Genomic DNA, 14,179 nt, shown 5'->3' with positions numbered 1-14,179 from the left:
TGTCCCAACTACAAATCTATTTTGAAGACAGACTAACTTTGGGGCTTAGATAAGCAATGAGGTGACACAGTTAAATGAACACTCTCATTCCTACTAAAGAATGCCGAAATATAATGCGAGGGAGAGGACTCGAACCTCTCTTTGGTTTTTCCTGGAAGATTGAAAATTAAAGTTTGATGCAAAACCTCTTATTTAGATTGAAAGCAGACCTACCTAGCCTCGCAAAAACCATGCTTCGCACCAAATACTACTTATAGTGAATGAATCAATATTAAGCATAAACTTCTCCATGAGTATGTTCATTAAAAGCCATACTATCAATCCAAACAAGACTCCTACATTTGCCTTAATTTGTATCTTTATGCCCAAGCCATTACAAATATTTTCATTTGTATTTTCCATATATTATAGGATTTAATTTTATATATTTCTAGGCTTATATAAATACAGGGACTAAGGGGACTTGTGGGAACTACTTACCAGCACTGTATTATATCTGTCCCTGTTAAATTTACTGGTTTGGGACATTGGGACATTTCTAATAAATTATACTATCGCTCATAACACAATGATTTTTCTTTCATATTAATATTTTTTATCTGATTATAAAAATCAAGATGTTGGCTTTTGACATAAGTGCTAAAAGCTTTATTGCTTAATAATTGTTGTGACAAAGCATTAATTTGCTTATCAGCTCGCTCAGCAATGTAACCTGTCTGTCTTGGCCTCTCCTTTATAAGGGTTTCAAGTTGTCCAACCTCAAGGAAATCTTTTTTCAGCTGTTCGCAAGGTGTTTTAAATAACATGTTATCTTTTCTTATTTTTTCTTTTAAATCATTTCTTAACTGTAGATTACCTTTTGCTCGAATTTTACTAAGCTCCTGTTGCGGGTTTTGTTGTTTTTCTTTCAATAAGTATGTCTCATAATTAACAATAAAGTTATAAGCATTTTTAACTTTATGGGTAATGGCAAATATATGATTCACCACCTTACTTACTAATGAATCCGAATCAAAACCAACTCTCATAGCAAAATCAAATGGCCAATCGATGACATTATCTTTTGTGGTACTTCGAGATAGAGTTTGCTTCAGAGCTTGTTCAGTAGGATGATTTTGTTTATCTGCGTAGATATTCAGACTTTCTTTATGTCGGGTCATAGCAACGAAACTGAGGTTTCTGTCCCAGTATTTGCTATCTATCAGGACTCTAACCTTTTTGGCAGTCATACCTTGAGATTTATGTACAGTCAGTGCATACGCATAATCCAGTGCTTTATAATCTTTAGGGATAATAAGTTCTTCTCCGCTATCAAGATGCACCTTCATTTGTTGAGCAGTGACCTCCTTAACTGTTGCCGTATCACCATTGCGAATTCCTAGAGTCTTATTATTCTCTCTGAATAACAGACGCTCACCTGTTGATATAGACAAACTTCGCTCTAAGCCTTGATATGAAACGTTTTCTGTACCTATTCTATTGCTAACTATTAATGTTTCTCTAGCTCGATCATTAAGACTATTAACCGCTTTCCTAGTGAAAGAAAGCATAATGTTGTCTGCAAGGTCCGTATTATCAAGATCTCTTTTCCAGTCTGCGACTAGTAGCTCTGCGGCTTTCTCACTCGTTTCAGCCATAGCTATTGCCTGTTTGCTCTGATAATGCTGAATAGCCTTATCCATTTCACCCTTAGCTAAATCCATACTGGCCTGTCTGTCTCCAGCATCTAATTGTCGCTTGATATTTTCAAGCTCTATATAGCCTGTTCTCGCGGCTATCCCTCTGAATATCTCCCCTTTTTGAATAGGCTTTAATTGATCAGGATCGCCTATCAAGATTACTTTGCTACCAGCCTTTTTCGCTTCCTTTAGCAGATAAGCCATACTGGAAAAATCCACCATGCCAGCCTCATCAATTATCAACACATGCTTATCGCTTAACTGCATAGTGTTATTGGCTAAACGATAGTATAACGACTTAATAGTAGAGGATTTAATACCTGTTTCAGCTTGTAATGCTTTGGCAACCTTACCCGATAAGGCTGCCCCAATTACTAGTTGATTAGCTTGCCTATAGAATTCATTGACTGGCTTTAGCAGATAACTTTTCCCAGTTCCTGGACGCCCTATAACAACAGCGATATCAGGACTTTGCGCAATATAGCGAAATGCCTCACTCTGCTCCTCACTCAAAGCGTATTGCTGAGCAAGATAATCTATAGGCTGATTACTAGAATGTTTAGTACAGTGCATCATTTTTTCTATATCATCTAATAACGCTGCTTCCTCGAGAAAATGGCTACGAGTTGTATAAGAAATCTTTCCCTTATTATTCTCCCCTAACGAAATTACATCTTTATCACTTAATACCTTTTCAACAAACTGCAAATATTCTTGCGGATTATTAGAAAGACTAAAGGTCTTAAATAAAAGACGCTCCACATCTCTTTTTGTAAATACACTATGTTGTGATGATAAATGTTCAATAGCATGAGTAATATTATCCCGCGTAATTTCCATGCGCGCTTGTAGAATCAATTGATTTTCTTCTTGTAAGTAATGCGCGGATGAATTGCGTTGTTGTCCTCTGTGCCTCTCTGAAATTAAATGATTAGCATCAACTTCTAAATCAAGATTCTGCTCAATAAAATAGTCATTCTGCGTCTCACGCCATAACTCACCCCAATAATCATTTTCTACAATAAAGCCTTTTGCAAAAGTAGGATTCAGATCACGTGCTTTATATTTAGAAAATTGTTTTCCTTCAAGTCTACGAGTAGTAATTAAAATATGAGCATGAGGATTACCATCGCCATGATCGTGAATCGCGATGTCAGCTGGCAAACCATTCTCAACAAAATGGGTATGAGCAAATCGTCGAGTTAAATCAATCTGCTGTTCTCGATTCAATTCTTTAGGCAAAGCCAAAACCACATCTTTACACAACTGCGCATCAACTCTTTTCTCAGCAGCCTCAACAGCATTCCATAGGATCGAATGATCTAAAAAAGCAGAGTCTGAATTTTTAGGCAGTAACACTTCTGAAAAAACGACGTCATGACGATAGGAAAAATCGTGAGTTAATCCTGTGCGCTCATCAACTAACTTGAGTCCTGCTCGATAAGAAATTGCAGCAACTGCACTATGACCTTTTGATCTGGAATGAATTGAAACTCTAGCAAAAGCAATAGCCATGAATACACCTATTTAAAGTGATCCATCGGTTGCTTTTATAAAGAAAAATCCTTGTCCATTAAGGATTTTGTTTTAACCTGATTTTTATAATTTAGCAAACATTCGAATGAATGTATATTGCGCCCTTCTGCATTCGCTAAGGGAGATACCCTTCTTATCTAAAGTCGAGAGCTATATTAGAATATTATATTTTATCAACTGCTTTAAAAAACCATGTCTCAGAATTTATTACTTCTTGACCAGTAGGATGAATCATGACTTGCCCATTTTTTAATTTCCTAATATGAGTAATATCACCTAAATTTGGTGGATAAATTGGATGTAAGGCGTAAGGGTTATGGAAAAATACTATACCTTCAGACCAAGATTCAATATAGCTAGGGTCTTCTAATTCTGTAGCTTCAGGAGGTTCTTGAGATATTGTTAACTTACCTTCATCATTATTAAGAAATTTCAATTTTTGTCGGATTCTTAATCCTTTAATACGATTGTTACCATAACCGGCTAATATCCCCATACGATTAAATTTTGGTACGGTTGCTTGACCTGAGACTAAAATTCCACTAATGAAACTAGCATTACTCCAATCAAAAAAATCTAGATAGGTCTTTTGATTTTTATTTGGATATAACCAATTAGTTAAATGAAAGGGTGTATTTCCCAGAGATTCATTTAAAGTGTAATCATGAATGGCCAAAATAAGTGGCTTACCCCTAATCTCGGGCAGATCCCAATACTTCTTCTCCATCTTTTTTTTAAGTGTTTTTTTATATTTCTTAAGAAGATATACTTCATCTATTGATTCAGCGCTACCTTCTGGAATGTTTAATGTGGTAGCTTCGATATAATATGTAAATTGATTTTCACAAATACATATATCAGGACTTATACTTTTAATTATTATCTCTCGTTCATTTTTACTAGATAAATAAGAGTATAAATACAGTTCCCATAATCGATGATGAAAACTCGGTTTCAATTGAAATTGTTGAACAAACTTTTTTTCTTTAATTACGAAATGATTGAGCAGTTGCTCGATTATTTTTCTTGCTGGTTCATAGTCTTCACTAAAAGCCAACTCTCGGAAAATATGATGTTGCTTGGATGGGGAAACAAGTTCTGTGAATAAATCCATTTCTTTTCAGCCCCCCAAGAATATAGTTATATTGATTCTATCTAATTTAATTGCTAAAAATTTAGCTTGAATATTTTTATTTCTAGTTACATTTTAGTCCATTATCAGCCTATATGAGCAATAAATAACCGTTATTTTATTAAAATGAAACTAGAATCTGATTCGCGATTCATAACTCCATGTAGGTTATGAATCGGCTTTTTAAGGTTATTCCTCACCCCAAATTTTCTCACTAAAGAAATATAACCTAGGTGTGCCTACCCCATTAATTCGAGGTTTATGTGAAGACTTACCATCCGATGCAGGCATTAACCACCCAGCGTTAATTAACACCCGGGTAGCCATTCTAGGCTCATAGCCTTTGCAAAGTTCATTTTTATAAACTTCTGGAAGTACCATAAACAATCTAAAGCCCTTATCATCAGTACGATAGAATCCAGCACGATTGACTATTCGCCCATTATTAGGGTCACGCACATTATCAAATCTGCTCGCTCCATGGGATTCAAAGAAGGCACGAACTTGTGCCATAATAGCTCTGTCTTCTCGATTACCATCAGTACCGAAATTCTCTTGCCAGGATTTAAAACATTGCTGTGCTGCTTGAAAAGACTCTCCTCGTTGCCATCTAGTTAGGCCAAACTGGGTGGCGAGTTCTCCTGCTGCAGCTACTAGGGCAAATCGTCTTGCTACTCTTATAACTTGTCCGGTAATGTCTTTGCTACTAACTTTTTCAATAAACTGATTAATCATATTATTGATTACTGGAATAAGGGTTTGACGATTGGCTACAACATGTTCTAGCCATGACAAGCCGACAGCACCGTACAGTTTATCGGTTAATTCTTTAAGAGTTATTGCCATAGCTGCTGGGCTAATTTGCTCGTGCGTCTTTTCAAATAAACCCATACCTGTCCCAGCATCTGCTTCAATATCTGCAAGTCTAATTTCTTGGCCGGCATTGACCCGTTGACCGGCTTTTGCCATTAATGCAGTTAATGACTCCTCACCTGCTGAGAGAAAAACTAAAGACCAACTGGCTGATTTTTTGGCTGCACCTGTTTTTGATGCCCGCGTTTTTCCTTGACCATTTGCCAGTAGATAAGCCGCCTCCCCAGCTTCTCTTGGATCTATTTGACTGAGCTCGTCGAGAATTAATAAGCCGTCATTATGTAAGGCAGCCAAACCTTCTAAACCATTAGAGGTACTGCGCCATAAACGGCAATAGGATTTTGGATTACCCCACACAGAGGCAGCTACTTTAAGAGCGGTGCTTTTACCAGATGACGAGGTACCTCTAAAATGAAAACCGCCAGAGTCTTCGCCAGCAAGTTTTGCTAAACTTGGAGCAAAAGCGGTGGCAATAGCAAAGACTAAACGTGAATTACCTGAGGCTAAACGCCCTATTGAATTTCGCCACTCATCAACCGAACCAGAACATGACAAGGCCGGTTCAATAGCATTGTTATTTTGAAATACTACTTTTTCTTCATTAGTACCAATTGAACCATTTGCCGTGACGAACACATCCTCATACCATCCTAGTCTATCAACACACCGAGCACGTGCTTCGATAGGAAATACCTGTAAATAAGAGGTCAGTAGATCTCTTGCTAGTTTATTAGGCGAAATTGCTAAGCCTAAGCGAGCAAGTTCTCGTCTAACATCTGAGGAATCACCTTGTAATAACGCCAAAGGCATTGCCCATTGATGAATAACTCCATCATCATCTTTCCATTCGAGTAATCGCCCCCACTCCCCACTTTTAGCATCCCGTGTTTTAGCCACTACGGACAGTGCAGAGCATATCCAACGTGGTGGCAGTTGATTACCGTCTTTATCTGTACCAACAAAGGTTATGCCTTTATCGCTTAATTTAAAATGACCACCGGCATATTCACAGATGATTGGACGTTTTTGTGCATTAGGTAATGAAATAACCTGATTTTGTGACATAAAAAATTCTCCAACTTAAATTCAGAGAAGCATTAAGCTCTAACACATAAGAAGCTTTCTGAACTGTGAAACAACAATAAAAGTTATTCGTTACCCATTGCCAGTGCCTGGCCTTCATCACTGGTTGAACGGTATACTCGTTGTTGTTGGAGAAAACCCAAGACATCACTCTTGCGGTATAAAACTTTACGCCCAATTTTTAAATAAGGAACGCTTGTACCTGCCCAGCGGTTACGTTCAAGTAACTGCGTTGAACAGCTTAATACAGCCGCAATGGTTTGTTGATTAAATAAAGCTGATTCTGGAGCAGAATCGAATTCGTTTAATAGATGTAAACGGGTTGGTTTTTCTATAGACATGGTGAACCTCTACAATTGATTTCATTTCAGCTTAATGCCGACCGTTTGCGATCCATGCTGCAATGAATATCAAGTGCTTATACAGCTCACATTGATAATTCGTATCCATAAAACAATGGCCTTTCCATGCCATAAGCCTGTCCTAAATCTTAAGCTCGAAAAAAGTATCGCTTAAATATTCAAACTCTGTCAAGGGGTTTGGATCTAATTAAAAGTTATGGATTGGAATGATAGTAATTAAAAGATATTACAGGTTTGATGTCCCACTCGTCCCTAATATAAAATGGAATTAGGGACGTTTCTAACTCAGTATTTATAAGGGTTTCCCACATGTCCCTTTTATCCCCCCAGGTTTTTATAAAATTATTCGCAATTTAATTATTGCTACATTCTTGCATTCCATAATAGTCGGATTCATAATCCATAATAGTCGGATTTATAATCCATAATAGTCGGATTCACAATCCATAATAGTCGGATTCACAATCCATAATAGTCGGATTCACAATCATAATAGTCGGATTCACAATCATAATAGTCGGATTCACAGAGAATAAAGGTAAGCAATGAAAGCAAAGAATTTTCCTCGTCAAATCAAAAGCCGAATGGAAATTGCAATGCAAGATACTCCCGTTGTTTTAATAAACGGTCCTCGACAATCAGGGAAAACAACTTTAGTACAAGAGTATTCGTTGGATCTACCCTATTATACTTTAGATGACGAAAATATCCTCAACTCTGTAAAACAAGACCCGGTTGGTTTTATTAACCGAATTGATAAAGCAATTATAGATGAAATTCAGCGTGCACCTGAGTTACTTCGCGCAATAAAGCTCTCTGTAGATCAAAATAGAGAACCAGGTCGTTTCTTATTAACGGGGTCCGCCAACTTGTTAGCTTTACCTCAAGTCGGAGATAGCTTAGCTGGCAGAATGGAAATATTAACTTTATTCCCACTCTCTCAAGCTGAAATTCAATGCCGAGAAAATCATTTTATTAAATATGCCATTAACCAATCATGGCCAAACCAAGCACCAAGTACAGAAGAATCAGACATTATTTCCCAAGCTTTGACAGGAGGATATCCTGAGATGTTGACTAGATCCGCTCCTGCAAGGCGAAATACTTGGGCGAAATCATACATTAAGGCAATTGTAGAACGCGATGTAAAAGATATCTCTTCTATTGAAAAATTGGTTGAAATGCCTCGCCTGTTAGAAGTCCTCGCTCAGCAGTCAGGGAAATTAACAAATTTCACACAAATTGGTGGGCAATTAAATTTAGACACTAAAACCACACAAAAGTATGTTGGCTTACTGGAAACTTTGTTTCTAGTACAGCAAATAAGGCCTTGGCATAACAATACCTTAAGCAGAATTACTAAAACACCAAAAATCCATTTCATTGATAGTGGTCTTTTAGCATCGGTAAATAGAATTACAACTGAAAGTATTGAGGTTGATAAAACTTCCTTTGGAGCTTTATTAGAGACATGGGTGTATGGTGAATTATTGAAAATGTCCACCATGGAAGATGATCCTTGGAATATTTACTACTATCGTGATAAAGACCAATTTGAAGTAGATTTTATTCTCGAAAATCATGCTCGTAAGATTATTGGTATTGAAGTTAAAGCAAGCCATACCATTATTAATCAAGATTTCCGTGGCTTGAGAAAATTAGCTTCTTTAGCTGAAAAGGATTGGGTTAGCGGTATAGTGCTTTATAATGGGGATAGATGTTTATCCTTTGGTGATAATCTTTGGGCAATTCCATTTTCACTTCTTGATTAACTATCATGCGTAAGTCAGTCGTGCCTGGCTTTTAAAAGTACTACATTATAAATTCGCAATTCGCGAATCGCGAATTGCAAATTAATACGCGGATGCAAGTTAAATCAAACCTCCGCCGTTTCCATCATCTGTTCAAGCAAAAAATTAGTAACCTGCTGCATTGGCTTACGTAATCGCTCAACATCCTTCATGATATACCCTGCTGTGACGTCATTATTCATTTTATGATTGAGTAATCGTTTTAATGCATAAGCAGGTAAATCTAGACTATCAGCAACAGTGGCAAAGGTTCGTCGAAGATCGTGTAAGGTAAATTGTACCCCTGATAACTCCACTACCCTATTTACCGCTTTCTTAGGTTCATAAATATAACCAGTCTTACTTTCAGCTGGGAATACAAACTCACTCGTTTTATTTCGACTCCTACGTTCCATTAACTCAAAGACAAAATCAGACATGGGCAAAGTATGGATTTCGTGATTTTTTGTGTCTTGCAACGTAATGGTTTGAGATTTGAGATCAACATCTTTCCATTGTAACGATGCAGCTTCCGTTTTCCGCATGCCAGTAAAAAGTAGTAAGAGAAAGTAATCATGCCATAATAAAGCATTGCGATAGTTATCTGTCTCAACCAACACAATCACCGCTTTATACCAGTCAGCTAACTGATGCGATTTAATTACGGTTTGCTTGCGATCTACTCGATACCAAGCACGAGTATGGGATAGGTATTTAACAGGGTTAAGGTTAATAACAGGATTGCCATTGCCATCACGATATTCATACATCGCATAATTAAAAAGGGCTCTTAACACCCTCATGGCATTATTAGCTCGCGCTTTACTATTAGACTGACCATGCTTTGTATGTCGTTTAGCAATCATTTCACGAGTAATATTGACCAGTGGTTTATCAAGCCAGTCAGGTACCACTTCATGTAAAACAGATTGATAATCATCAAGAGTTCGAGGTTTTAAGTCTTTTCTGGCTTTTAAGTAATCATTCAACACTTGCTGCAAAGTCATAGCATGGACTTTTTTAGTCTTCTTCTCGGCAATAGGATCATCACCTCTGGCCACACTCCCTAATAGACTTTTAGCTTCTTTTCTTGCTTCTTCAACAGTTAGATTACCGTATTTACCTAAGGTGACCCGTTTTACCTTACCATTGATTCGCGTTTCTACAATAAAGCTTTTTACCCCGCCTGAAGTAATTCTGAGTCCAAATCCTTTTAAGCCTTCGTCTCGATAAAAAGTCTGGGTTTTTCCAGGAATATGCTCGAGTTTATCAACAATCGTTTTAGTTAATTTAATACCCTTTTCAGCTCCTGACATAATTACCCCTTAAATTCCATGTAGACGCCATGTAGACAGATTATTTAAAACAAATGAAAACTAAATAAAATTAATTATGGCCTATAAACGTTGATTTTAAAAGATTTTCAAAGGAAATTAAAAAATACTAAAAGTCGCTAAAAGTGGTATTTAACAGACTCATAATCCGTTGGTCCTAGGTTCAAGTCCTAGTGGGCCCACCAATTTAAACTTTTAAAATCAATAAATTACGTTGATTACCTGTTTAGTACAAAAGTCCTTGCGTAACTTTTGCGTCACTTAGATCACGAACTTACAAACTTACCTGACTATCCCTTAGAGTATTTTGACTGGCAGGTCTACTCTTTGGGTTTCGCAATAATGTTAATATCACTCCACTTTTACGATTCTCACAAATCTTATTCGCAGCTTGATATAAACTTTGCAACTCAGCTGAAGAATAGTGAGTTGTAATCCTACCTGAACAATGTCCAAGTAAATCTTGCCTGTCTTCAAAACTTACTCCTGCGGCTCTCAATCGTCTGCAAAGGTATGCTTTAAATCATGCACTCTTACTTCAGGCAATTTCGGGGTCTTTCCCAATTACGGGGGCACCTTAATCACCCGCAGAGCACCTTAACACGCACTCTATAATTTTCAAAATTTCGAAACCCATAAGCCCTTCTTTGAATCAATTTCATTTTTCGATGAAACCCTTCTGTTATTCCATTAGATTTGCTAAATCGCCACATTCTAGCCACCTCATCTTTCCAAGAAGTTAAGGTCTTTCCTAATGAAACTAATGCCTTAAATCCACTTTGTTTTAATCCATCAAGCATACCCAAGAAGGTAGGTATCACTTTGCGACAAGCACGCTGAGTTAATGCCCGTTTCATTAATAGAGCATGAAGCTGTTGCTGAAATTGATAGATGGCATCAATCGCGGGGTTCTGCATTAAAAACGCATCTCGTTTCACTTTCTTTTCTGTACTTAAGTTATCCGGTCGGGTTCTAAGCAAAGCCAAGACCCCCCTATTGCTTTTTATCTCACTGGATAGTTCTCGATAAGTCATCATGCATTGATGTTGAATTAAACGAATTACATGAAATCTATCCGCTACAATCAGGGCATTAGGGAAGTACTTTTTTACTATCGAACGATACGTGCTACTTAAATCCATGCAAACTACTTTTACTCGTTCTTTTCCAGGTAACCGCTCTAGATAATCCTTCAAGTCGCCTTCACTTCGTCCCTTTACCACATCATATATTTTATGGTTTTTCAGGTCACAAAAGGTGGTGGCAAATCCCTCTTTTTTACTAAAGAAGTGTTCATCAATACCCAGTACTGTTGGGCATGGTTTATTGATTAACTCTCGATGTTGTTCCTCATAATGGCGTTGATACCAACGTTCTATTGTCGCTTTACCTTTCTTATAGCGTTCTGATAGGTCTTTTTGAGAGACCCCTCGGCTATGCTCATGAAATACTGCCGCTTGGGCTCGCCAAGTCGAACGTTGGTGTTTATTTATTACAGGGAATTGTTGGTTCCCATAACGCTTACACGCATGACAATACAACTTATACGCTTTAAATCTTAATATACTTCGACGATGACCTAACAGCTCATGATGAACCTCTCGAGTATAAGCCGACTTCTTTCTAACGTGTTTACTTTGACAATGACCACAACGCGCTAAAAGACTATATCGAACATCTAATAGTAAGGGTTGATAACCACTCACTTTTACTATAGAAAATCCAGGTAAGTTTAGGATAAGATTATATTTCGGCACTTTAATTTCCTTTTGATCGCTAAATCAAGGAGTTAGTCTAGACTAATTTAATTAAAGTGCCCCCTTAATTGGTGTAGAGCCGAATATAGTATATGAAACATAACAGCAAACACCAATTATAGTACTTTACCTATGTTTTTTTATTCTTTATTACTTATAATCTTCAATATGCCATATAAAGGTGAATATTATGAGCGTCTTGACCAAATTTGAAAACTTGGCTAAACAAGCCATATTCTCTAGTAATAAAGATCAAACTCTTAAATCGCTTGGCCTACTTGATACATTTAAGGCTAAAAGCAATCAAAAAGTAAGAGCGGCGTTATCAAATAGTTCTGAACAATTTGCTGATATGTCCCGGGTGGTTAGATAGATAGTAAAAGGATTTATCATTAAAAAATTAGCTTTAATTGGTTCCGGTATTAAATCTATATCTCATTTTACAACTGAATTTAAGACTTATGCTACTAGTGCAGATAAGGTTTTGTACTTGGTTAACGAACCTATTACCAAACAATGGATAGAGCACTATTCTAAATTGTCAGAATCTCTTGAGCCGATATATTTTTCTGAAAATGATCGGCAGGATTCCTATGACAAAATACGAGATAAAATTCTCACGGACTTAGAGAGTTATGATTTTATCACTGTAATACTCTATGGACATCCTACAATTTTCGCAGATCCAGGTTTACAAGCTATATTTGAGGCTCAAAAAAATTCGATTGAAACAATTATTTTACCTGGTATTTCTGTTGAAAATTGCCTCTATGCGGATCTTAAAATCGATCCTGGACAATTCGGGTGTTTTCATGTAGAGGCAACGGAATTATTATTGTATGACAAGAGCATTGATCCTACAGCACATCTTTGTATTTGGCAGCCAGGAATGATTGGCAATCGCTCAATACCTAAGCTAAATCAAAAAATTAAACATTTAAATTTACTAAAACTCAAATTAAAAAAACATTACCCTGACGACCATATAGCTATTATTTATGAGGCGTCGATGTACCCCAGTGTGGAACCGAGAATACATCCATTCCCATTATATGAAATTGAAAATCAAACTATTGAAACTCTTTCAACACTATACCTACCCCCACTTCCTCAAAGGAAACCGGATTTAGAAATTCTGAATCAATTAACCTCATAGATCTAACGAACTAATATTTAAGGAAAAATATGTTTGCTGTGCTATCTCATCGATTAAGTTTAATACCTAAACTATCAAAGACGTGCTATTTACTTCTTCTTTTTTCATTCTTGGAATGTGCCGCAGGAGGAATTGCTTACTATTTATCATTATATTTAGGGACGTCGACCCCATTAACAAAATTGCAAATTGGTCAAGTTGGATCAATTGTTGGATTTGGAGCATTATCAGGCGCGTTATGCTCTGCATACATAACGGACAGGCTGAGTAGTAAAAATATTATTATCATCAGTTTTCTTTTTCTTGGCTTAAGTTTTTTCTGCCTACCTCAAAGTATTAATTTTCTAGCAATATCTGGCTGTGCATTCATCATTGGCATTGCAACAAGTATTTTTCTGACTACGAACAATACTCTCTTATTGCAACACGCCCCCCAAGATCAAAACAGCCTTCGCTTTGTACAAAGTATGAAAGTAGTCAGTGAAAACCTGGGTAGTAGCTGTTCTATACTATTGATTATGTTCTTTGCAGCACAATATTATGGACAAATTTTTGAAATAATTGGTCTATTCTTCCTTCTTTTTGCTCTGAATACGATGAAATATCTGCGTGTAGAGAAACACTCTCTAGCGCACTCACTCCATGAAGAAAAAGAAACAATTCACCAGCACGGTAACAATAAACGGCTTTACATTACCATTAGCGCAGTATTTATAGCAGGAATTATCTACGCCCAGCAACGGATTGCTTACCCGCTTTTTTTAAATGAAACATTTTCAAATTTTACTATCACTGCAACCCTTTTCTGGCTAGATCCCATTATTGTTTCCTTATTTCAAGTCAAAATAACAAAAATAGTGTCCCCCTTAAAAATCAATCATCAATTGGCAATTGGTGGATTTTTATTAGGTACAGGCTTATTTGCATTGATGATAGTTAACAGCGTTGCTGGAGCAATCTTGGCCTGCTTAACGTTTATTGTAGGAGAAATGTTATTCATGCCTACATCCTTTCTGGAATGTTATGAATCTGCAGGAGACAAGCGCAAAGGCATGGCAGCTGGAGCATGGAGAAGCGCATATTCCTCAGGCTTGATTGTTGGACCTATCTTATCAGGTCTCTTAATGGAATATTATAGCTATAATGCATGTTGGATTTTAGCTGGCATCCTTGGTTTTTTCTTATTTATTTTATTTTTTAGCCAAGAAAAAAGATAATTCCTCAGGGTACCTCTTCTTAAGACGACTATTTTCCGCTTCAAGTTCTTTCAGCCGCGACATCATCGATGCATCCATTCCACCATACTTAGTACGCCATTTATAAAATTTGGCGCTACTAAGGCAAAGCTCCGAACCAGGCGTTCCACCTCCCGCTTGTTTTAAAATTGAGTGGCTTTGGCTGTCTGTAAATTTTGATCTTTTCATGACGAATCTCCTTCGTCATAGGGTACGAGAAAATTCTACTTTTGACATCAGTT

Annotated in this window: 10 protein-coding genes and 2 pseudogenes; 4 read left to right on the top strand and 8 right to left on the bottom strand. The window is 37.0% G+C overall.

Annotated elements, in window-relative coordinates; all coding sequences use genetic code 11:
* Positions 1-551: 551 nt before the first annotated feature.
* From traA to E1P08_RS09415, 4 genes are all read right to left on the bottom strand, one after another.
* Positions 552-3,194 carry a Ti-type conjugative transfer relaxase TraA gene (traA, locus tag E1P08_RS09430; RefSeq protein WP_133136770.1) on the bottom strand — a complete coding sequence of 881 codons (2,643 nt, stop codon included), beginning with the start codon at positions 3,192-3,194 and terminating at the stop codon, positions 552-554.
* A 184-nt stretch (positions 3,195-3,378) separates the two neighbouring features.
* Entirely contained in the window at positions 3,379-4,329 is a 951-nt protein-coding gene (locus tag E1P08_RS09425) for a hypothetical protein (protein WP_133136769.1), read from the bottom strand.
* A 207-nt stretch (positions 4,330-4,536) separates the two neighbouring features.
* On the bottom strand, positions 4,537-6,285 hold the full coding sequence (locus tag E1P08_RS09420) for a DUF927 domain-containing protein (RefSeq protein ID WP_133136768.1): 1,749 nt from the start codon (positions 6,283-6,285) through the stop codon (positions 4,537-4,539).
* 83 nt (positions 6,286-6,368) lie between these two features.
* Entirely contained in the window at positions 6,369-6,644 is a 276-nt protein-coding gene (locus tag E1P08_RS09415; protein ID WP_133136767.1) for a MerR family transcriptional regulator, read from the bottom strand.
* A 566-nt stretch (positions 6,645-7,210) separates the two neighbouring features.
* On the opposite strand from E1P08_RS09415, the gene E1P08_RS09410 reads away from it, so the two are divergent.
* Positions 7,211-8,437 carry an ATP-binding protein gene (locus tag E1P08_RS09410; protein WP_207387353.1) on the top strand — a complete coding sequence of 409 codons (1,227 nt, stop codon included), beginning with the start codon at positions 7,211-7,213 and terminating at the stop codon, positions 8,435-8,437.
* Between the two features lie 104 nt (positions 8,438-8,541).
* On the opposite strand, the gene E1P08_RS09405 is transcribed toward E1P08_RS09410, so the two are convergent.
* From E1P08_RS09405 to E1P08_RS09390, 3 genes and pseudogenes are all read right to left on the bottom strand, one after another.
* Positions 8,542-9,771 carry a tyrosine-type recombinase/integrase gene (locus tag E1P08_RS09405; RefSeq protein ID WP_133136766.1) on the bottom strand — a complete coding sequence of 410 codons (1,230 nt, stop codon included), beginning with the start codon at positions 9,769-9,771 and terminating at the stop codon, positions 8,542-8,544.
* A gap of 292 nt (positions 9,772-10,063) precedes the next feature.
* A pseudogene (locus E1P08_RS17465) lies at positions 10,064-10,338 on the bottom strand (site-specific integrase); the annotation flags it as partial.
* A 32-nt stretch (positions 10,339-10,370) separates the two neighbouring features.
* Entirely contained in the window at positions 10,371-11,546 is a 1,176-nt protein-coding gene (locus tag E1P08_RS09390; RefSeq protein WP_133136765.1) for an ISL3 family transposase, read from the bottom strand.
* 190 nt (positions 11,547-11,736) lie between these two features.
* Here E1P08_RS09390 and E1P08_RS09385 point away from each other — a divergent pair, with 190 nt between their 5' ends.
* Genes E1P08_RS09385 through E1P08_RS09375 form a run of 3 tightly spaced genes read left to right on the top strand, consistent with a single transcriptional unit; the run spans position 11,737 to position 13,919 of the window.
* The gene (locus E1P08_RS09385) at positions 11,737-11,919 is read left to right on the top strand and encodes a hypothetical protein (protein ID WP_133136764.1); all 183 of its coding nucleotides are present in this window, start codon (positions 11,737-11,739) and stop codon (positions 11,917-11,919) included.
* On the top strand, positions 11,920-12,702 hold the full coding sequence (locus E1P08_RS09380; protein WP_341272480.1) for an SAM-dependent methyltransferase: 783 nt from the start codon (positions 11,920-11,922) through the stop codon (positions 12,700-12,702).
* 29 nt (positions 12,703-12,731) lie between these two features.
* Positions 12,732-13,919 (top strand): MFS transporter, encoded by a 1,188-nt coding sequence (locus E1P08_RS09375; protein ID WP_133136762.1) that lies wholly within the window; start codon positions 12,732-12,734, stop codon positions 13,917-13,919.
* On the opposite strand, the pseudogene E1P08_RS09370 reads toward E1P08_RS09375, so the two are convergent.
* A pseudogene (locus E1P08_RS09370) lies at positions 13,920-14,126 on the bottom strand (transposase); the annotation flags it as partial. It abuts the gene before it with no gap.
* Between the last annotated feature and the right edge of the window lie 53 nt (positions 14,127-14,179).

It is taken from the genome of Legionella rowbothamii (assembly GCF_900639985.1).
In the GTDB taxonomy this organism is placed as follows: Bacteria; Pseudomonadota; Gammaproteobacteria; order Legionellales; family Legionellaceae; genus Legionella; species Legionella rowbothamii.
Note: the sequence above shows the minus strand (reverse complement) of the source record. Positions and strands in the feature narration are given on the sequence as shown.